This window comes from Niveibacterium microcysteis (genome assembly GCF_017161445.1).
Lineage (GTDB): Bacteria > Pseudomonadota > Gammaproteobacteria > Burkholderiales > Rhodocyclaceae > Niveibacterium > Niveibacterium microcysteis.
Window position 1 is genome coordinate 817,383 of record NZ_CP071060.1, and the last position, 20,039, is coordinate 837,421.

At 63.9% G+C, this 20,039-nt stretch carries 21 protein-coding genes; 9 read left to right on the top strand and 12 right to left on the bottom strand.

Annotated features, from left to right (window positions below):
• Nucleotides 1-45: 45 nt before the first annotated feature.
• The 4 genes from bfr to JY500_RS03815 all read right to left on the bottom strand — a co-directional run bounded on the left by bfr (nt 46) and on the right by JY500_RS03815 (nt 2,171).
• Nucleotides 46-525, bottom strand: a complete 480-nt coding sequence (bfr, locus tag JY500_RS03800) for a bacterioferritin (protein WP_172204548.1) — start codon at nt 523-525, stop codon at nt 46-48.
• Nucleotides 479-730 carry a (2Fe-2S)-binding protein gene (locus tag JY500_RS03805; protein WP_206255111.1) on the bottom strand — a complete coding sequence of 84 codons (252 nt, stop codon included), beginning with the start codon at nt 728-730 and terminating at the stop codon, nt 479-481. The genes bfr and JY500_RS03805 overlap by 47 nt, the downstream gene beginning before the upstream one ends.
• A gap of 203 nt (nt 731-933) precedes the next feature.
• Entirely contained in the window at nt 934-1,581 is a 648-nt protein-coding gene (locus JY500_RS03810) for a BON domain-containing protein (protein ID WP_206255112.1), read from the bottom strand.
• A complete protein-coding gene (locus JY500_RS03815) occupies nt 1,578-2,171 on the bottom strand; it encodes a phosphoheptose isomerase (RefSeq protein ID WP_172204554.1) in 594 nt (197 codons plus the stop codon). Before JY500_RS03815 ends, JY500_RS03810 begins: the two co-directional genes overlap by 4 nt.
• A gap of 135 nt (nt 2,172-2,306) precedes the next feature.
• Here JY500_RS03815 and JY500_RS03820 point away from each other — a divergent pair, with 135 nt between their 5' ends.
• Both JY500_RS03820 and ubiA read left to right on the top strand, forming a co-directional pair.
• Nucleotides 2,307-2,870 (top strand): chorismate--pyruvate lyase family protein, encoded by a 564-nt coding sequence (locus JY500_RS03820; protein WP_206255113.1) that lies wholly within the window; start codon nt 2,307-2,309, stop codon nt 2,868-2,870.
• Nucleotides 2,867-3,739 (top strand): 4-hydroxybenzoate octaprenyltransferase, encoded by an 873-nt coding sequence (gene ubiA / locus JY500_RS03825; protein WP_206255114.1) that lies wholly within the window; start codon nt 2,867-2,869, stop codon nt 3,737-3,739. The genes JY500_RS03820 and ubiA overlap by 4 nt, the downstream gene beginning before the upstream one ends.
• A 3-nt stretch (nt 3,740-3,742) precedes the next feature.
• Here ubiA and JY500_RS03830 read toward each other — a convergent pair whose 3' ends face one another.
• Nucleotides 3,743-5,032: a tetratricopeptide repeat protein gene (locus tag JY500_RS03830; protein ID WP_206255115.1), complete on the bottom strand. Its 1,290-nt coding sequence runs from the start codon at nt 5,030-5,032 to the stop codon at nt 3,743-3,745.
• An 84-nt stretch (nt 5,033-5,116) separates the two neighbouring features.
• Nucleotides 5,117-6,142, bottom strand: coding sequence for a PEP-CTERM sorting domain-containing protein (locus tag JY500_RS22085; protein ID WP_281391260.1), 1,026 nt, complete (start codon nt 6,140-6,142; stop codon nt 5,117-5,119).
• A gap of 245 nt (nt 6,143-6,387) precedes the next feature.
• Here JY500_RS22085 and ubiD point away from each other — a divergent pair, with 245 nt between their 5' ends.
• Nucleotides 6,388-7,869: a 4-hydroxy-3-polyprenylbenzoate decarboxylase gene (gene ubiD / locus JY500_RS03840; protein ID WP_206255116.1), complete on the top strand. Its 1,482-nt coding sequence runs from the start codon at nt 6,388-6,390 to the stop codon at nt 7,867-7,869.
• A 78-nt stretch (nt 7,870-7,947) separates the two neighbouring features.
• Here the strand turns inward: ubiD and JY500_RS03845 are convergent, their stop codons facing one another.
• Complete coding sequence (locus JY500_RS03845; protein WP_206255117.1) at nt 7,948-8,937, bottom strand: HEAT repeat domain-containing protein; 990 nt, start codon at nt 8,935-8,937, stop codon at nt 7,948-7,950.
• 252 nt (nt 8,938-9,189) lie between these two features.
• On the opposite strand from JY500_RS03845, the gene JY500_RS03850 reads away from it, so the two are divergent.
• Nucleotides 9,190-9,762 carry a phosphoribosyltransferase family protein gene (locus JY500_RS03850; RefSeq protein WP_206255118.1) on the top strand — a complete coding sequence of 191 codons (573 nt, stop codon included), beginning with the start codon at nt 9,190-9,192 and terminating at the stop codon, nt 9,760-9,762.
• Between the two features lie 5 nt (nt 9,763-9,767).
• Here JY500_RS03850 and JY500_RS03855 read toward each other — a convergent pair whose 3' ends face one another.
• Nucleotides 9,768-10,412 carry a response regulator gene (locus tag JY500_RS03855; protein ID WP_206255119.1) on the bottom strand — a complete coding sequence of 215 codons (645 nt, stop codon included), beginning with the start codon at nt 10,410-10,412 and terminating at the stop codon, nt 9,768-9,770.
• A 4-nt stretch (nt 10,413-10,416) separates the two neighbouring features.
• A complete protein-coding gene (locus tag JY500_RS03860) occupies nt 10,417-11,781 on the bottom strand; it encodes a cache domain-containing protein (protein WP_206255120.1) in 1,365 nt (454 codons plus the stop codon).
• A 226-nt stretch (nt 11,782-12,007) separates the two neighbouring features.
• Between JY500_RS03860 and JY500_RS03865 the strand changes: the two genes are divergently transcribed.
• From JY500_RS03865 to JY500_RS03880, 4 genes are all read left to right on the top strand, one after another.
• A complete protein-coding gene (locus tag JY500_RS03865) occupies nt 12,008-12,406 on the top strand; it encodes a hypothetical protein (RefSeq protein WP_206255121.1) in 399 nt (132 codons plus the stop codon).
• Nucleotides 12,407-12,710: 304 nt separating this feature from the next.
• Nucleotides 12,711-14,774: a carbon starvation CstA family protein gene (locus JY500_RS03870; RefSeq protein ID WP_206255122.1), complete on the top strand. Its 2,064-nt coding sequence runs from the start codon at nt 12,711-12,713 to the stop codon at nt 14,772-14,774.
• A 16-nt stretch (nt 14,775-14,790) separates the two neighbouring features.
• On the top strand, nt 14,791-14,988 hold the full coding sequence (locus tag JY500_RS03875; RefSeq protein ID WP_172204574.1) for a YbdD/YjiX family protein: 198 nt from the start codon (nt 14,791-14,793) through the stop codon (nt 14,986-14,988).
• Between the two features lie 81 nt (nt 14,989-15,069).
• A complete protein-coding gene (locus JY500_RS03880; RefSeq protein ID WP_206255123.1) occupies nt 15,070-16,098 on the top strand; it encodes a GTP-binding protein in 1,029 nt (342 codons plus the stop codon).
• A gap of 13 nt (nt 16,099-16,111) precedes the next feature.
• Here JY500_RS03880 and JY500_RS03885 read toward each other — a convergent pair whose 3' ends face one another.
• Together JY500_RS03885 and JY500_RS03890 are read right to left on the bottom strand one after the other, a co-directional pair.
• Nucleotides 16,112-16,984, bottom strand: a complete 873-nt coding sequence (locus JY500_RS03885) for an endo alpha-1,4 polygalactosaminidase (RefSeq protein ID WP_206255124.1) — start codon at nt 16,982-16,984, stop codon at nt 16,112-16,114.
• Nucleotides 16,985-16,996: 12 nt separating this feature from the next.
• Nucleotides 16,997-17,962, bottom strand: a complete 966-nt coding sequence (locus JY500_RS03890; RefSeq protein WP_206255125.1) for a potassium channel beta subunit family protein — start codon at nt 17,960-17,962, stop codon at nt 16,997-16,999.
• Between the two features lie 55 nt (nt 17,963-18,017).
• Here JY500_RS03890 and JY500_RS03895 point away from each other — a divergent pair, with 55 nt between their 5' ends.
• Nucleotides 18,018-18,500 carry a thioredoxin family protein gene (locus JY500_RS03895; protein ID WP_206255126.1) on the top strand — a complete coding sequence of 161 codons (483 nt, stop codon included), beginning with the start codon at nt 18,018-18,020 and terminating at the stop codon, nt 18,498-18,500.
• 19 nt (nt 18,501-18,519) lie between these two features.
• Here the strand turns inward: JY500_RS03895 and dacB are convergent, their stop codons facing one another.
• Entirely contained in the window at nt 18,520-19,941 is a 1,422-nt protein-coding gene (dacB, locus tag JY500_RS03900) for a D-alanyl-D-alanine carboxypeptidase/D-alanyl-D-alanine endopeptidase (RefSeq protein ID WP_206255127.1), read from the bottom strand.
• Nucleotides 19,942-20,039: the final 98 nt, after the last annotated feature.

The following is a 20,039-nucleotide window of genomic DNA, read 5'->3' on the forward strand; positions in this document are numbered from 1 at the left end:
AAACGCCCCGCGCGAGGCGGGGCGTTGGTATGAGCGCGAGGCGTATCAGGAATCCGCCGGCTTCATCTGCGACTGCAGGTAGTTCTGCAGGCCGACCTTCTCGACCAGTTCGAGCTGGGTTTCGAGATAGTCGATGTGTTCCTCGGTGTCGTCGAGGATCTCCTGCAGGATGTCGCGCGACACATAGTCGCGCACCGATTCGCAGTGGGCGATCGCGTCCTTCAGGTCGCCGTGGGCGGTCGTCTCGAGCTTCAGGTCGCCCTGCATGCATTCAACGACGTTCTCGCCGATCATCAGCTTGCCGAGGTCCTGCAGGTTCGGCAGGCCCTCGATCATCAGGATGCGCTCGATCAGCTTGTCGGCGTGTTTCATCTCTTCGATCGACTCGTGATACTCGTGCGAGCCAAGCCGGTCGAAGCCCCAGTTCTTGTAGATCCGGGCGTGGAGGAAGTACTGATTGATTGCGGTGAGTTCGTGCTTAAGCTGCTTGTTGAGCAACTGGATGACCTTCTTGTCGCCTTTCATGTCGGACTCTCCGTTCTTGCGCTGGGGCTTGTGCGTTGGGGCAGGCATGGCAATCGCGCAGGCACGCAAGGGCGTGCTGCGCGCAACGACCGCATTGCGTGGCTACGCCCAGCGTCGCGCTCAGGTCGCGCAAACGACGCGCGCCATTGCCGGCGGCTTGCTGGACTTGCCGTTCAGTGACGGCATTGCAGACACACACGTACATAGCCTAGTCCCGCGGAGAGCGTTGCCACAAGCCCATGTTTGAAAAACGGCTGTGGCAACATGAATAGGAATGGTTCGCATTCTGCTCTTGCGGACGCAAAAGGTCAATTGCGTCCACGTGCGCTCGGGGGACTCCAATGAAAACGGGCCGCAGAGGCGGCCCGTGATGTGCGCAGCAGCATTCCGCTGCAAGCGGCGGTGCAACTACTGTGCCGGCTTGGTGGGCGCCGGCATGCTGCTGTTCAGCGATTCCTGTACCACGTCGAGTTGGCGGATCTGCTCCGGCGTCATCACTTCGAACAGGCGGACAACCTTGCGTACCCCGGTGGTGGTGCTCGCCACGAAGGTCGCGACTTCTTGCTCACGCGGCGAAACCATACCCATCAGATACGCGACACCCGATTCGGTCACGACCTTGACCTGAGTCGAGGAGATTTCCTTGGTCTCGACCAGTCGTGCTTTGACCTTCGACGTCGTCAGCGCATCGCCGCTCTGCTGCGAGAAGCTCGAACGCGGGCCGATCGTCAGTTCGTTGTGCACCGTCCGGATCAGGTGCGGCAATGCGCGCAGCTGCCGTTCCGCTTCGGCTTTCGCTGCCTCGTCCGCCACTTCGCCGCTCAGCAACACGACGCGGTTGAAGCTTGTCACCGACACGCGGGCGGTCGGCCCGAGCTTGTTGCTGATGGCGGAAGAGGCCTTCGCCTCGATCGTCGAATCCTCCACCTGTACGCCGTAGGAGCGGCGATCCATGGTCGCCGTCACGCCCACGGCTGCGCCGGTGACAACCATCGGGACGCAGGCCGGCAGCGACGTCGCCACTGCCAGCACCAATGCGATGCTGCGCAGACTCATGCCTCAGACCCCAGCAACAGGCAGTCGATGCCATCGCAGATGCAGTGGATCGCCAGGATGTGGACTTCCTGGATGCGAGCAGTGCGGTCGTGCGGCACGCACAGGTGCACGTCGCCGTCGCGCAGCATTGCGCCGATCTTGCCGCCACCCTTGCCGGTCAGCGCCACGACCCGGATGTCGCGCTGGTGGGCTGCCTCGATCGCAGCCATCACGTTGCCGGAGTTGCCCGAGGTCGAGATCGCCAGCAACACGTCGCCCGCCTGGCCGAGGCCGCGGACTTGCTTGGCGAAAATCTGTTCGTAGGAGTAGTCGTTCGCGATCGCTGTGATTGCCGAGGTGTCGGTGGTCAGCGCGACCGCGGCCAGCTCTGGCCGTTCGCGCTCGAAACGGCCAATCAGCTCGGCGGCGAAGTGTTGGCAGTCGGCTGCTGAGCCGCCGTTACCGCAAGCGAGAATCTTCCCGCCGTTCATCAGCGCATGGGTCATCGCTTCGATCGCGCCTGCGATTGGCGCGGCCATGGCGTCGACCGCAGCGATTTTCGCGTTGGCGCTGTCTTCGAACTGCTGCGCGATATGGGCAATCAAGTCCATCGTGGCCCCCTGGTCGGTGTCTGAATGGGCGTGCGCCCTAGGATGCGGCGGAGTTTAGCATGCACCCACAAGCCCCCTTTCGCGGATCTGAAACAGGATGAAACCGCGCTCATCCGGGTATCATCCGCGCCCAGCATGATGCCTAGAACCTTGCGCCATTCGCGTCACGAGCGCTGGCTGGCGAACACGCCCTGTGTCCCGCGCAGCGAGATGCGAACCTGGCTTACTGGCAGGGGGTCGCTGACCGCCCGTATCCGTGCCCGCTGTGACGCGTTTGAGGTCCGCGTCCTGCAGCAACGCCTCGGTCTGCCGTTGCCGGATGAACGCCGTCTGATCGGTCTGCGCTGGCATGCGTCGGCGCTTGTGCGTGAAGTGCTGCTGTGTGCCGATGGTGTGCCGGTCGTGTTCGCCCATTCGGTGGTACTGCCCCAGCATCTACGTGGCGCGTGGCACCTCGTCGCGGGGCTCGGTACCCGCCCGCTGGGGGCAGTACTGTTCGCGGATCGCTCGGTGCAGCGCGGGCAACTGCATCTCAAGGCGCTCGATGCGCGGGATCCGCGCTGGCAACGCGCGATCGCGGCGAGCGGCGTCGCGCCGAACGGAGCATTGTGGGCGCGTCGTAGCGTGTTCAAGCGCGCTGGTCGCCCGCTTCTTGTAACCGAGGTCTTTTTGCCGACGCTTCCGAGGCTTTTCAAGTGACCCTGTACGAACGCCTGCGAACATATGAACGCCTGATGCGGCTCGACAAACCCATCGGGATTCTGTTGCTGCTGTGGCCGACGCTCTGGGGGCTATGGTTCGCCGGGGCTGGTAAGCCGAGTCTTTGGGTGGTCTGGATCTTTGTTCTCGGCACCGTGCTGATGCGGTCAGCCGGCTGCGTGATCAACGACTACGCAGATCGCGACTTTGATGGTCACGTCGAGCGCACGGCGCAGCGCCCGCTTGCAACCGGCGCGATCGGCACGGGTGAAGCGCTGGCCCTCGCGGCGGTGCTGGGGGTGCTGTCCTTCTGCCTGATCCTGCCGCTGGAGCGCTTGGTCTGGTACATGTCCGTGCCGGCGGTCTTCCTGGCGGCGAGCTATCCGTTCACGAAACGTTTCTTCGCGATTCCGCAGGCTTACTTGGGCGTCGCCTTCGGCTTCGGCATTCCGATGGCCTTCGCGGCGCTCTGGAACGAAGTGCCCGCGGTTGCATGGTGGCTGCTGCTTGCGAACGTATTCTGGTCGGTCGCCTATGACACCGAGTACGCCATGGTTGACCGACCTGACGACCTGAAGATCGGCATCAAAACTTCTGCCATCACCTTTGGCCGTTTCGATGTGGCGGCTGTGATGATCTGTTATGCAGCCACGATCGGTTTGCTCGCTTGGGTCGGCTGGTTGTTCCAGCGTGGTGTCTATTTCAACCTGGGGCTCGCGCTGGCAGCCGGCATTGCGGCGTACCACTACACCTTGATCAGGGCACGCGATCGTGCCCTGTGCTTCAAGGCCTTCCTGCACAACACATGGTTTGGTGCGGCCGTGTTCGTCGGGCTAGTACTTGACTACGCCCTGCGCGGGACGCACTGAGGTCTAGCGTTTCGTATCGAGCTGCGCGATGCGCGTGTTCGCATCGCGGGCGCCCGCAAACGCCGGGTCGATCTGCAAGGCCCGGCGATAGGCCTGCACCGCTTCCTTGTTGAGCCCTGCCGCTTGCCGCAACAGCCCGAGTTGGTAGAGTGAGTCGGCCTGAGGGTGCTCCGACGCGGCGATCTTCTCGAGTAGCTTGGTCGCTTCGGCTCGGTTGCCACGTGCCAATTGGACGCCGGCGAGCGTATCCAGATAGGTGTTCTCGTTCGGCGACAGTGCCACGGCCTTTTGGCCCCAGGCCAGGGCGTCGTCAAGACGTTCCTTGCGCGACGCAGCCAGCGCGGCTGCGTTGTTGTAGGCGAGCGCGAACTTCGGATCGGCCTTGATCGCCGCCAGGTAGCCGGCATAGGCACCGGCCGCGTCGCCGGCGGCGTGATGCAGCATCCCCTGCTTGAATCGGACTTGGGCCGAATTCGGATCAACCGTGGCGGCTTTGTCGATCAGTTCGATGGCCCCCTTCATGTCGCCAGAGGCTTGCCGGGCGTCCGCCCCTGCGACCATCGCGGAGCCAAATTTCGGATCAAGTGCCACCGCGCGGTCGAAGGCGCGCGCTGCAGCCCGGTAGTCACCCCGTGCCGCTTCCGCCTGGCCGAGCCCGTAGTACGACAACGGGTTCTCCGGCGCCAGGCGCACCGCCTCATTCATGGCGCGCGCTGCGTCGGCCGGGTTCTGCTTCGCGAGCAATGCCATCCCGAGGCCAAAGCGCGCGCCAGCATGGTCTGGCTTCAGTTCTGACGCCTTTCGGAACGCCTCTGCCGCGAGATCCGGTTTGTGAAGGACGTTCAGGTACAGCTCACCCAGATCCAGTTGAGGGGCTGCCGCAGTGGGGCCGGCTTTGGCGGCTTCGAGCGCAAAACGCTCGGCCTCTTTCCACTGTTTCGTGGCCATGCTCAGGCGCGCCATGGCGACCAAGGAGTCCACAGATTGCGGGGCGACTTTGTAGGCCTTCTTCACCCAGTCGCTGGCCTCAGCGTCCTTGTGCTGCAGGCGTGCGATGTCCGCCAGCCCAAGCAAGGGCAGGGGATTGGCGGGTTCCGCCTTCGCGGCTTCACTGAATAACTGCCTCGCCTGGTCGTACTTCCCTTCGTTCAACGCGTCGTAACCCTTATCGAGCGGCGTTGTTGCCTTGGCGGCCGAGCGCGGCTGGATGTCGAGAAAATTATGAATCGGCGTTGCGAGCGATGCGAGTGGCGTCAGGGTGGCGAGCAAGACGGCGAGATGGCGGAGTTTCATTTGTTGGCGGGAGGCTGGACACAAAAAAAGAATACCCCTTTCCGGAAACCGGAAAGGGGTACTTGTGCGTGCTGCAGCGAAAACTTACTTCGCGCGGCGACGGCGTGCAGCTGCCAGACCGGCAAGGCCCAGACCAGCCAGCGCGAGGCTGCCCGGTTCCGGAACATCGCCACCCGGCGGGATGAACACACCACCCGAGGCGCCGAAGCCGAAGATGAAGGTGTTCGGCACACCAGTCGTCGGGCCGCCGGCTACGTTGGCTTGGCCGTATGAGTAGATGCCGATTTCGACGTCGGATGCGTCGCCATCGACCATGCGGCGAGCGAGGTCTGCGTCGGCTTCAGTCCCCGCAGCACCGTAGTAGGTGGTGAACTTGATCGTTTCACCCGCGCCAACCGCTGCGAAGTTGAAATCGAACAGCGCGCCGTGGTCATCCGGGCCACAGTCAGTGAAGTTCGCATCGTCTTGTGCGCATGCAGTCGCGCCAAGTACGCGGTGGCTTGAGGCCAGCGGGTTCGAAGACGAGAAGCCGTCGCGCGTCGTGTGCAGCAGGTTGCTGCCGTTGGCGATACCCAGCGCGCCCGGCACGCCTTGGATCGTCACAAATTCGCTGAAAGCGGTCGGGTAGATGTCCCAGTCCATCACGCGGCGATAGCGCAGGTCACCCGATGCAATCGCGAAAGTCTGCAGGTTCTTGATCGACACGTCGTCAGCGTAGAGCGCCGAAGTCGTGGAAATCGGATGGTAGTTGTGCGTCACTTCCAGAATCGCGGCGCCCGAAGCGTTCAGCACGCGCGACACCGAGATGGCGGTCGATGCCGTGGAGGTGAAGGACACCAGGCTCAGGCCGCCAGTGCCGACGGAGGTGTTCTGGTAGCCAGCTACACCGGTCGAAGCAATCGCAGCACCCCAGCCTTCGCAGGTGCAGCCGTACACCGTGCTGTCGCCGCCGGTAACGTTGTACTTGAGGCCGACGCCGCCGTAGTTCAGCGCGCCCAGGTCGTTAACGCCAAGGCTGACGGTCCCGTTGGTGATGACTGCGCCGGCGCTTGCGGCCGTCGAGATTGCAGCACCGCCGATCAGCAGGATGGCGGCAGCGAGTGATTTCATTTTCACGATTTAGCCTCGTTGTCGTTGGGTGGCAGGACGATGTCCTGACTCGCAGAGATTGAAGCAGGCTTCGTGCCAGCCGTCGTTTGGATTCTATCTAATTGAAATCGTTGATGGTTTTGTTCTGTTTGTCGGTTGCGACAAATGCGGTGTAAGAAAATCCGTCGACGCCCACGCGGCGGAGGTGGAGCCCTGGCGGTATCATCGCGGCCATATCGGACCCAGTTTGAAAGACGCCAACTGCGATGCGTTACAAGGATCTGCGCGACTTCATTGCGCAACTCGAAAGCCGCGGCGAGCTCAAGCGCATCGCCCATCCGGTGGATACACACCTTGAGATGACCGAGATTGCCGACCGCGTTTTGCGTGCGGGCGGTCCGGCGCTCTTGTTCGAGAACGCGCACACGCAGGGGCGTACGTGCGCGATGCCTGTTCTGGCCAACCTTTTCGGTACGCCGCAGCGCGTGGCCTATGGCATGGGCGAGGACGGTGACTGGAAGACGGCCTTGCGCGAAGTCGGCAAGTTGCTCGCCTTCCTGAAGGAGCCCGAGCCACCGAAGGGGCTTAAGGATGCCTGGGAGAAGCTGCCGATCTTCAAGCAGGTGATGAACATGTCGCCGAAGGTCGTCGGTTCTGCGCCGTGTCAGGAGGTCGTATGGGAGGGCAAGGACGTCGACCTGTCGCGTCTGCCGATCCAGCACTGCTGGCCGGGTGATGCTGCGCCCCTGATCACTTGGGGACTGGTCGTGACGCGCGGCCCGCACAAACAGCGTCAGAACCTTGGCATCTACCGCCAGCAGGTGCTCGGACCTAACCGGGTCATCATGCGCTGGTTGGCGCATCGAGGTGGCGCGCTGGATTTTCGCGAACATCAGCAAGCAAATCCGGGAAAACCATTTCCGGTTGCCGTGGTGCTCGGCTGCGATCCGGCGACCATCCTGGGGGCGGTGACGCCTGTGCCCGATAGCCTGTCCGAGTACCAGTTCGCCGGCCTGTTGCGCGGGGCGAAGACTGAATTGGTGAAGTGCCTCGGCTCCGAGTTGCAGGTTCCCGCGTCGGCCGAGATCGTGCTTGAAGGCGTGATCCACCCCGATGATATGGCGCCCGAAGGCCCCTACGGTGACCACACCGGCTACTACAACGAGGTATCGGACTTCCCGGTGTTTACGATCGAACGCATCACGATGCGCCGTAACCCGATCTACCACAGCACCTACACCGGTAAACCGCCGGATGAGCCGGCGATGCTTGGGCTCGCGCTCAACGAAGTATTCGTGCCGCTGTTGCAGAAGCAGTTTCCGGAGATTGTCGACTTCTATCTGCCGCCGGAGGGCTGCTCCTACCGGCTGGCGGTGGTGAGCATCAAGAAGGCCTACCCGGGCCACGCCAAACGCGTGATGTTCGGTATCTGGAGCTTCCTGCGCCAGTTCATGTACACCAAGTTCATCATCGTCGTGGATGACGATGTCGACGTGCGCGACTGGAAAGAAGTGATCTGGGCGATGACCACGCGGGTAGATGCGACGCGCGACACTACGCTGGTCGACAACACGCCGATCGACTACCTTGATTTTGCTTCACCGGTCGCGGGGCTCGGCAGCAAGATGGGCCTGGACGCGACCAACAAATGGCCGGGTGAAACGCAGCGCGAGTGGGGTACGCCTATCGTCATGGACGAGGCGGTCAAAGAGCGTGTCGACTCGATGTGGGGGCAGCTTGGGCTGTAGTGGTTGCCTTGATTCGCGTGGTTTGGTCGTGAAATGAAAAAAGGGGCGTCAAGCCCCTTTCTGCATTTGGTGTCGCGTTCAAAGGTAGAGCGCGATCAGCTTCTTGGTCCAGACCGCACCACGATCGTTCTTGTCTTTCAGGCGGTCGAACTCAGCCTGAAGGAAAGCCTTGGACTCCGGCGTATCGAGATCGCCGATCGCCTTCAGCGCGATCGCCCGGTCTTGCCAGATATCGGCACCGATGCCGCTGTAGAGGTTCTCGAGCAACTTTTGCTGGCTGGTCGCCTTCAGGATGCCGAGCGAGGAAATCGCAGCGAGGCGCACGTATTCCTGATTGTGCGCAGTCAGTTTGACGAGCGGCTCAATCGCGCGCGGATTGTTGCTGAAACCAAGCTGATAGACATCGAAGTAGCTGAGGGGGTTGGTCGCGGCTTCCGCGTTCACCTTGGCCACCAAGCGATCGATCTCTGAGTCGTCGGATTTGAGACCGTACACATCGCGGTTGATCTTTGCCGCGAGCTCTTTGGTGATCAGGCTCAACGGCTCGCTATAGCATGGGTCGTTGAGTTCGTCGAAGCCCCACACCGGGACCTTGGCGCGCTTCACGTAGGCCGTCATCCGCTTCTTGCCGGCGGGTGTTGTGACGTCGGCCACCAGAAAGGTCAAGGTCACCATTGGCGAGAATCCGGTCGCGCGATGATTGTCGATGCCGACTTTGGAGATGCTGATTTCCATCGCCTGATTGCCAGCGCCCTGGGTTACAGGAATACCGCGAGCGACAAGTTCCTTTGTGGTGTGTTCAGCAACGAAGGCAACCGGATCGAGTGGTTTGCCTTTGGCAACGAAATTCATCGGGACGATCCAGGTCGAGAAGCTCGCCTTGTCGCTTGCTGGCCGGCTGTCGACGAAGTTCAACTGATCTTGCTTGCTGCGCGCTTCGCCGCTGAACTTGTGTTCTGAGGGCACTGGATCCTTGATCGGGATAGTGAGGCCACCAGCCGCACAGCCAGCGAGCATCGAAACGACCAGCATGGCGGGGGCCAGCCGGCACACAAACGTATGGAACATTGCTTTTCTTCTCCTTGATGGCTTCGCGCGCCCGCTTCGGTCTCGGTGCCGAGTCGGCAGCGTGCGTCGGCAATTGTGCCGGCTTTGGACTGGAACATTCGTGTCGAGGGCGCGACGAGATCATGGGGGCGGCCGATCTTGCGATAGTTTGCATTCTTGAGAGCCGCCACATCTCGAAGGCGCTGTTGCGGATTGCATCGGGTCGGCACACGCGGAACACTATGAACAGTTCTGGTGAGCGGAGCTCATGTCATGGATACCTCGGTACCAGGGGAACGCTTCACGCTTTACGATGCGCCGCGCCTTGAGCGGGTGATCGACTGGATGGCGGCGCAGGCCTTTCCGCTGCTCGCCGGGGCGGATGATCCGCTGTTGCTCGGCATCCTTCGGCGCGGCGGGCCGCTGTCCGCGATGTTGCAGGCGCGGCTGCAGGCCATCTACGGCCTGGCGCTGCCGCGTTACGAAATCAAACTCAAGCGCTATGGGGACGATCTGGCACTGTTGCACGCCGACACGCAACTGACGGAGAACGCCGAGTTTTCTGCGCGTGATCTTTCAAGCGCGACGGTGCTGGTGGTGGACGACGTGCTCTACCAGGGGCACTCACTCGCCCGCGTTGTCGGCTACCTCACGCAGCGCGGGGCTGCGGCGGTTCATGCGGCGGTGTTGGCGGATCGCTGTGTGGCGTCGTTGCCGGTGAAGGCCGAAGTCGTCGGGCTGTGTTTGCAGTTGTCAGACCGCGACGTCGTTGAATGCCACGTGCCCCCGTACGAACCGGAGTTCAAGATCGAGCTGCTGCGGCCCACGCATTTCGGCGGCCGTTGATTGGCTTACAGCCCGGTCCGTTTGCGTTCGACGGCGAAGCGCGCCAGTGCGGCGGAACCGTCGAGTTCCAGCTTGCGTTTGATGTTGAGCCGATGCGTCTCGACGGTGCGCACCGATAGATCCAGCCGCTGAGCGATCTCCTTGCTCGACAGGCCTTCCGCAATGAAGGCGAGCACTTCCTTCTCGCGCTGCGTGAGCAGCGGGTCGGGCGTTGCGCCGTGTGCCAGCGCGTCTGCCACGCCAGCCGAGTAGTAGCGGCGGCCGGCCATCACGGTTTCGATGGCGGCGACGATCTCCTGCGCCGGGCTGTCCTTCAGTACATAGCCGCGGGCGCCGACGCGAAAGGCTTCGACGACCACCTGCGGCTGGTCGTGCATGGTCAGCATCACGATGCGCAGGGCGGGGAATCGCTCGTGGCATTGGCGGGCGAGTTCCACCCCATTGGTGCCCGGCAGGCCGACATCCATCAGCGCGATGTCGGGCGAGTGCTGTTCGACCATCGTCAGCGCTTCGGCTGCCGAGCCGGCCTCGGCGACGACGCGGAAGCCGGGCACTGCTTCGAGCCTTGCCCTCACGCCATCCCGCACCAGCGGGTGGTCGTCGACGAGCAGGATGCGGATGGAGGAAGAACCGCCGGTTGGATGGGACATCGTTTCAGGGCCGTAGCGCAGATTCGGGAAGCAGGGCTTCAATCGTCGTGCCCTCCGGGCCGGAACGCAAGTCGAAACGTCCGCCCAGCGTTTCCACCCGCTCGCGCATGCTGGAGAGCCCAAGGCCGCCGCGCGGGTGTTCGTGCACCTCGTCGAGATCGAACCCTTTGCCGTCGTCCGAAACCCGCAGGCGGACCCCGCCGTCAGCGCTTGAAAGCGCAACCCTGACCGTGTGCGCACCGGCATGGCGTTCGATATTCGCCAGTGCTTCCTGCACGACCCGGAAGAGCGCCGTCGCCACGGCTTCCGGCAGCGCGATGTCGCGGTCGGCGTCGCACTGCGCTGTGATTTGCGTGCGGGAGCCGAACTCGTTGACGATCTGCGACAGTGCGGGAGCGAGGCCCAGGTCGTCGAGCAGGGCGGGGCGTAGGCCGTGCGATATGCGGCGTATCTCGCGCAGCACTTCGTTCAGGCGGGTAATGCCGCGCGCGAGCGACTCGGCCACCGGTGCCAGGTCGTCGTGCTTGAGTGCTTCCAGGCGAACTTGAACCGACTCGAACATGTACTTCACCGACACCAGCCACTGGCTGACGCCGTCGTGCAGTTCGCGCGCGACGCGGGCGCGTTCGGTTTCCTGCGAGCGCACCACCTGGTGGGCGAGTGCGCGCATGCGCGCCTCGGCGTCGCGTTGATCCGACAGGTTCAGGGCAAGCCCGCCGACCGCCACCAGCAGCGCGGCAATGACGGCAATACCGGCGATCACGCCCAGCGTGGCGTTGATCGCGCGCGAGGCCTCACGGTCGATGCGCGCGCGGGCTTCGGCCAGGTCGTCGAGGTAGATGCCGGTACCAACCATCCAGCCCCACTTGGGCTCCAGCGCCACGTAGCCGAGCTTGCGTTCGAGCCTTCCGGTGGAAGGGCGTTGCCACATGAACTCGACGAATCCGCCGCCCGCCTTCGCTTGCGCGACCAGCCGCTGGATCGTCGGCGTGCCCTGCGGATCGCGCAGGTTCCAGAGATCTTGCCCCACCAGTTCGGGCTGGCGCGGGTGCATCAGGTTGCGGCCACCCATGTCATAGACGAAGAAGTAGCCGTCGCGCCCGTAGTCCAGCTTGGCTAGCGTTGCCAGCGCGGCGGTGCGCGCCGCTGCGTCATCGCCCTGGTTGTGCAGATGGGTCAGCGCGCCGAGCGCCAGTTCGACGTAGTGCTGCAACTCGGCTTTGCGCGCGGCCACCAGTACCGGCTCGACCGCCGCCAACTCGGCCTCGGCGAGCGCCCGTGACTCGATGCGCACGACAGCCGCCACCGCGGCAATGGCAAGCAGCAGCGGGGCGACCGCAAGGATCAGGACTTTCAGACGGAGTTGCATGCGGTGGGTGCGGCTTGGTGATCGACCGGTTATAGCACCGAAGCACAGAATCGCAATCCCCGCGCCGCGGCCGTAGACAGGGCGGCCGACGCTTCGACAGCGACCGGCGCAGTGCAAACCGCACACCTGGCACTTCGCAAGTCGCCTTGCCCGTCGCCATGCAGCCTATCTATCCTGCATGATCAGAGCTGTCGTACCCCCAACCCCGTTCAAAGGAGAAGAGCCAATGCCGACCGTGAAATGGAACCAGATCGGATCGATGAACCAGCAACTCGTGCTCGACCTGCGCGATGGCAAGGCGCGCTCGAGCGACTACCCTCTCGACAAGGTCCCCCCGGCGGGCTGGTTTCACAGTGGCTTTGACTACGACGTGAAGGGTTTCGGTCTGTATGCCTATCAGAACAAACGGCGACTTCCGAACGGCTGGTGGGGCGCTAAGTACTACTGCTTCAATGCAAACGGCATCGACATGAAGAAGCGCATCGTCCATATCTACAAGCTGGGCGAAGGCGGCGTGAAAAGCGACCATCATTTCTACCGACTGATCCATACCAGCGGTAACCCCGGCGCGTACGACAACAACTACAGCACCTGCGAGGAGATCATCGACATCGATGCCACCTGACTGAGCCTCCGCCGCCTCAATTTGCTGAGCTTCTATGACCCCGCGCGAAGCACCGTTTTTGACGGTTGTTTTGGCGGGGTTTTCTATGACCAAGTGTTCGTGGTGTCTCGACGATTGTCAGGCGCGGCGTGTTGCCATCAGGGTTGCTTCCTACGTAAGGCTACGTAGCGAGCCTCGGTAGTCCTGCGGATGTGCAATCAAATCCGCTTATCGATACTTAAGCCAACGTCGCAGTTAGAGCGCTGACGTCGACTGATATCGATAACCCATGCGGCTTCTGTTCGGGCCAGCACTGGAGGAGACCATGAAACGCTTTCTGCCGCACCTCGGCTGGGCCGCACTAGCCCTGCTCGGTGCATCCGCACTTGCTGTTGTCGCGCTGAGCCGTGGCGAGACCATCAACGCCCTGTGGGTGGTGGTGGCCGCGGTTTCGGTCTATCTGATTGGCTACCGGTACTACGGCCTCTTCATCGCCAACAAGGTGGTCGGTGTTGATGGCTCGCGCATGACGCCGGCCTGGAAACACAACGACGGTTTGGACTATGTGCCGACCAACAAATACGTGCTCTACGGCCACCACTTTGCGGCCATTGCAGGGGCCGGCCCGCTCGTCGGCCCGGTGCTCGCAGCGCAGATGGGCTACCTGCCCGGCATGCTGTGGATCCTCGCGGGTGTGATCTTCGCTGGCGCGGTGCAGGACTTCATGGTGCTGTTCATCTCGACGCGCCGCGATGGCCGTTCGCTCGGCGACCTGATCAAGTCCGAGCTCGGGCCGATCCCGGGCGTGGTGGCGTTGTTCGGTACCTTCATGATCATGGTGATCATCCTCGCGGTGCTCGCGCTGATCGTGGTGAAGGCGCTGACGGACTCGCCCTGGGGTTCCTTCACGGTGGCTGCGACGATCCCGATCGCGCTCTTCATGGGGGTCTACCTGCGCTTCATCCGCCCGGGCAAGATCGGCGAGATCTCGATCGTCGGCTTCGTGCTGCTGATGGCCGCCATCGTGTTCGGCGGCGACGTGGCGGCGAGCCCGACGTGGGGCCCGATGTTCACCTTCGACGGCAAGCAACTCACCTGGCTCTTGATCGGCTACGGTTTCATCGCCTCGGTGCTACCGGTTTGGCTGCTGCTCGCGCCGCGTGACTACCTCTCCACCTTCCTCAAGATCGGCACGATCATGGGGCTGGCGATCGGTATCGCGTTCGTTGCGCCGCATCTGAAGATGCCTGCGCTGACCAAGTTCGTTGATGGCACCGGCCCGGTGTGGGCAGGCCCGCTGTTCCCCTTCCTCTTCATCACCATCGCCTGCGGTGCCGTGTCCGGCTTCCATGCGCTGATTTCGTCCGGCACCACGCCGAAGCTGCTTGAAACCGAGAAGCACGCTGCCTTCATCGGCTACGGTGGCATGCTGATGGAATCCTTCGTCGCGATCATGGCGCTGGTTGCCGCGTCTTGCGTCGAACCGGGGGTGTACTTCGCAATGAACAGCCCGGCCGCGGTGCTTGGCAAGACTGCGGAAACCGCCGCGGTGGCGATCTCGCAGTGGGGCTTCGTCGTGACGCCGGAGATGCTCACGCAGGTAGCGGCCGATGTTGGCGAGAAGACCATCATCTCGCGTGCCGGTGGCGCGCCGACGCTCGCCGTCGGTATGGCGCAGATTCTTTCCGGCGCGATCGGCGGCAAGGCGATGATGGCTTTCTGGTACCACTTCGCGATCCTCTTCGAAGCGCTGTTCATCCTGACCGCGGTCGATGCGGGCACGCGTGCGGGCCGCTTCATGCTGCAGGATCTGCTGGGCACCTTCGTGCCCTCGCTCAAGCGCACTGAGTCGCTCGTCGCCAACCTGCTCGCCACTGGCCTCTGCGTGACGGCATGGGGTTACTTCCTGTACCAGGGCGTGGTCGACCCGCTTGGCGGCATCAACACCTTGTGGCCGCTGTTCGGTGTGGCGAACCAGATGCTTGCTGCCGTGGCGCTGATCCTGGCGACGGTGGTGCTGGTGAAGATGAAGCGCGAGCGCTATGCCTGGGTCACCGTCGTGCCGACGATCTGGCTGCTTGCCTGCACGCTGACCGCCGGCTGGCTGAAGATCTTCAGCGAGAACCCGAAGGTTGGCTTCCTCGCCCATGCCGCCAAGTTCAGCGGTGCGGCCGAGCGCGGCGAAGTGCTGGCGCCGGCGAAGAGCATCGAGCAGATGCAGCAGGTGATCTTCAACGACTATGTCGACGCTAGCTTGTGCGGCCTCTTCATCTTCGTGGTGCTGACCGTGCTGGTGTTCGGCATCCGCGCCGCCATGCGCGCCTACCGCATCACGCATCCGACCGCGCAGGAATCGGCCTACCAGCCGATGCCGGCCAGCGCTGCGTAACAGAAACAGGCGAACGATGTTTCGCGACCTCGCTCGCATGGGGCAAACCCTCCGTCAGGCAGCCCGCCTGATGGTGGGCCAGCCCGACTACGACACCTATGTTCAGCACATGCGCCTGACGCATCCTGAGCAGACGCCAATGACCTACGAGGAATTCTTCCGCGAACGTCAGGACGCCCGCTTCGGTGCGAAGGGCAACGGCAAGTGTTGCTGAGTCGCTGAACACCCCCCGAGTGCTCGGGGGTCTGCACCGGCCGCGATGCAGACCCGCGCGCACTCCGCAAAGGAAACCGCCATGAACCCGACTACCACGCCCATTCCCGTCACCTTGCTTACCGGCTTTCTCGGCGCGGGCAAGACGACACTGCTCAACCGCTTGCTCGCGGCACCGCACGGACAACGCATTGCAGTGGTGGAGAACGAGTTCGGCGCCGAAAGTATCGACGGCGATCTGGTCGGCCCTGGCGCCAGCACCATCGTGGAGCTGTCGAACGGTTGCATCTGCTGCAGCGTGCAGGGGGAGTTGGCCGCCGCGCTGGTCGACCTGGCGGAGCGGCGTGACATGGGGCTGATCGCGTTCGACCGGCTCGTCATCGAAACCACTGGCCTGGCCGACCCGGGCCCAGTGATCCAGAGCTTCTTCTGGGACGAGACCTTGCGCGATCGCTACGCGCTGGACGGCGTCATCACGCTGGTCGACGCCTGCCATGCGCTATCGCAGCTGGAGCGTGAGCGCGTTGCCAGTGCCCAGGTGGCCTACGCCGATCGCCTGCTGGTGACCAAGGCCGACTGCGCGGATGCGGCAGCGCCCAGCACACTGCTCCCGATCCTGCGCAACATCAACGCGCGCGCCCCGTTGCTGCGTGCGGGCACTGCCGACGAGGAGTGGCGCGATCTGCTGAACATCGGCGGATTCTCACTCGACGAGCGTGGTCTGCCGCCGCGCAAGCCGGTGCATCGTTTCGTGCGCAGTGCCGCCAGTGCCGAGGGCATCCAGGCGCCGCGTCACGATGCCGCGATCGGCTCGGTGGTGCTGGAAGCCGACGGCGAACTCGATCTGGACGCCGTGTCGGGCTTCGTTGAATCGCTGATCGAAACGCATGCCAACGATCTGCTGCGCTACAAGGGCATCCTGTCGATTGCAGGCGAGGCACGCCGGCTGATCTTCCAGGGCGTGCATCGCATTGCTGGCTTCGACTACGGTCGCGAATGGGCGCATGGCGAGCAGCGCGACAACCGCATCGTTCTGATCGGGCGCGACCTGCCTTTCGCCGCACTGCAGGCGCGTTTCGCCGCACTCTCGCTCGAGCGCTGCGAAGCCTGATCACGCGGCTGGTTCAGGGGCAGGCGTAGCGGTAGCTGTCGTCGAGCTGTTGCGCGAGTACCAGGGTGCGGATCTGCGCCTGTTGTGCCGCGGCACACAGGGCGGTGCGCGCGCCATTGGTGTTCTGCTGATAGCGCGACGCGTACTCTGCGTTGAACACCGGCTTGCCGAGTGCAATGAAGCTCGCGTACGCGCTGCATTCATTGAGCGCGAAGCACTCTTCGTTGATCGCGAAGTCGAAGTCGCCCTGCAAATCCGGCAGCTGCTCCAGATCGTTCTTCAGTGCGATGGCGAGCTTTCTGGCGTGCGCCTGCGCCGCCAGCCAGCGGTTGTAGTCCAGCTGCGTCGCGGCACTCAGCGGAAAGCCGCTCGTGTTGGCGTAGCCGTCCACGTTGTCCGACTCCACGCCGTCGCATCGTTTGCTGACGGCCAGATCCAGGCGCGCCGCCATGAGGCTGCGCACGCTCGCCGAACGCGTGTCGAGCCAGCGTTCGCCCGCCCAGCCGGCCAGCGCGGCACCCAGGTCGGCCGCCGCGAAGCCGCCGTAATCCGGCCGCCAGTCTTCGCCGCTCCCCGCCGAGAAGTAGCACACCACCTTGCGGTTCTGCGCATGCAAGGCGTCGATCGTGGTTTGCGGGGTGTCGAACAGGTCGACGTCGTAGACGCTGGCAACGTAGCTGGTATTCAGGCTGCCGTTGAGCTGCCATTGCCAGGTGTCGCTCAGTGCAGGCACCCAACGTCCACTTACAGGCGGGGCGGGGTCCGGTTGTGACGGCGCCGGCGCAGTGCTATCGCTGCCGCCGCCTCCACAGGCGCCGAGCGCCAGCAGCGCGAGCCCGATCAGGACGCTGGCGCCACGGCGAGTGCTCAGTTTGAATCCAGCCATGCGGCGCCTGGCTCAGATGCTTGGGAAAAGCGCATCGAGCTGTTGCAGCGTGTCGGCATCGAGCTTGGGCAAGACGACGAGCGCGCCAAGGTTGTCCTGCAACTGGGCGACGGATGAGGCGCCCGTGATCACGCTCGATACGCGCGGGTTCGCACTGCACCATGCAATCGCCAGTTGTGCCGGGGTGCAGCTCAACTTGCTCGCAAAGCCCACGAAGCGATCGACGATGGCGTTCTTGGCGGGGTCGGTCAGCGCATCGCGCAGCCAAGCCATGGATTCCAGCGCGCCGCGGCTGCCGGCCGGCACACCGTTGCGGTACTTGCCGGTCAGGAGCCCGGAGGCGAGCGGGCTCCATGTCGTCAGACCGAGGCCGATGTCGTCGTACAGGCGTGCGTATTCCTTCTCGACGCGCGCGCGGTGGAACAGGTTGTATTGCGGTTGCTCCACCACCGGCTTGTGCAGATGGTGGCGTTCGGCAATCTCCCACGCGGCGCGGATCTCGTCAGCGGCCCACTCCGAGGTGCCCCAGTACAGCGCTTTGCCCTGCTCAACCATGTCGTGCATCGCCCACACCGTCTCTTCGATCGGCGTGTTCGGATCGGGGCGGTGGCAGTACGCGAGGTCGACATAGTCGAGCCCGAAGCGCTGCAGCGATCCGTCGATTGCCTGGCGCAGGTATTTGCGGTTGAGCGTGTTGCGCTGGTTCGGCCCCTCCGACAAACCCCAGTAGAACTTGGTCGACACCACGTACTTCACGCGCGACCAGCCCAGCTCGCGCAGGGCGGCGCCCATGATCGTTTCTGACTGCCCGCCGGCGTAGGCCTCAGCGTTATCGAAGAAGTTCACCCCATGGTCGAAGGCCGCGGCCATCAGTTCGCGGGCGGCGCGTGTGTCGACCTGGTTGTGATAGGTCACCCAGGAGCCGAGCGAGAGCTGGCTCACTTGCAGGCCGGAGCGGCCGAGACGACGGTATTCCATTTCCTGCTCTCCTTGCGGATACCCTGCGGTGCTAGATTGGCGCTTTGCAGCCGATATGAAGCAAGCCGACATGCTACGCGCCTCACGCCTCGCCCTGAATCTGTTCATCCTTTTGGCCTGCCTCGGCCCATCAGCCCGGGCGGCTGACACGATGCCCTACGACGAAGCCGCCAATGCGCGAGCGGATATTGCCGCCGCGCTCAAGCAGGCCAAGCAGCAGAAGAAGCATGTCTTGCTGGTATTCGGCGCCAATTGGTGCAAGGACTGCCGCGAGCTCGCGCGCAAGATGGGCGAGGGCTCACTCGCCCAGCATGTCTCCCGGCAGTACGTCGTCACCAAGGTCGATATTGGCAATTGGGACCGCAATCAGGATGTGGCCGCTGACTATGGCAACCCGAGCAAGAAGGGCATCCCCGCGGTTGCGGTGCTCGATGCGAAAGGAAAGCTGCGCCATGCGACCTCGGCCGGCGAGCTGGCGTCTGCCCGCGACATGGGCGACGCGGAACTGATGGCGGTGTTCGCGCAGCTCGCAAAGTAGGCCGGCTGGGGCAGGCCTGCTACTCGGCAGCGTAGAGCCGTGTCAGCAGGGCCTCCAGCGCCGCATCGCCGGCGTCGGCGTTCGGGTGGTTGATCAGCCACGCGAATGCGATCCAGCGCCCGCGCGCATCCAGCAGATAACCGGCGGCGCTTTTTACGCCGTCCAGCGTTCCGGTCTTCACGTAGCCGCGTCCGGCCACCGCGGTGCCTGGCAGGCGTTTCTTCATCGTGCCATCGATGCCGATGATTGGCTGCGCGGCCATGAATTCAGGCATGCGCGGGCTCATCCAGGCCGCGCGCAGCAGCGTGCCGAGCTGGGCTGCGGTGCTGCGCTCCTGGCGCGAGAGCCCGGAGCCGTTTTCGATCACCCACTGCTGCGGATCCAGACCGCGCGTGGGCATCCATGCGCGCAGGCGCGTCGCTGCCGCCTCGGGTGTTGCGGGCGCAGCGCCATCCAGCAGCGCGAGGCTCAGAAAGATCTGTCTTGCCATCAGGTTGTTGGAGTACTTGTCCGTCTCACGCAGCGCATCGGCCAGCGGCGGTGACTGCCAGCTCGTCAGCAGGCTTGCGTCGGCCGGGGTGGTGGCGCTGCGCACATGGCCGGTGAAGCGGCCGCCCAGCTCCTGCCAGATCGCGCGGATCACGCCATTGGCCATCAGCACCGGATCGGGCGCAGCAAGGTTGAGCATCTTCTCGCCACATGCAGTGGGGAAGCGGCCGGGCAGGCGCACATTCACCGATTCGCCCTTGGCGGTGATTTCCGGCGCGACCAGATCGCGCCAGCTGGGGCAGCCGTCGCCCGCTTGTGCGCGCAGACTGTTCTCGACTTGCAGGCCGGCAAACGGCAGCGTTGGCACAGCGTCCACGCCACCGTCCGCACGCGGGCTGATCCGCAGCGTGATCGCGTTGAAGTTCACCGCCAGCGCGTCGGGCGCCGCGTTGTAGGCGCGCACCGCGCGGCCATCGAAGGCCGCCGGGTCGTGCGGTGGCAGCGCGAACAGACTGCGGTCGAGCAGGATGTCGCCGTGGATTTCGCGTACGCCACGGCTGCGCACATCGCGCAGCAGGCCGCCCAGCCGATCCCAGGTCAGGAAGGGGTCGCCGCCGCCGCGCAGGATCAAGTCACCCTCGAGGACCCCGGCGCTCAGCGTGCCGCGCGTGAGCACATCCGTCTTCCAGGTCCACGCCGGCCCCAGCAGTTCGAGCGACGCGAGGCTGGTCAGCAGCTTCATCACGGACGCGGGGTTGCGTGGCGTATCGCTGCGGTGCGCCCACAGCGGCTTTCCGCCGTCCGGTGCGCCAACCCATAGCGACACCGCGGACTCTGGAATGTTGCCGGCGCGCAGCGCGCGTGTAACGTCGTCCGGCAGTGCGGCGCGGGCGGGTTGGCCCAGCAGGCCGATGAGGGCGATTGCGAGGCTAATGTGTATCAGGCTCTTCATGCGACATACCGTACCACGGCGCTTACAAAGCGTTGCAATGCCTCACGCCCGCGAAACGCCTGTCGGGCGGTGCTCGGGCACGATGCAGTCACGCGATG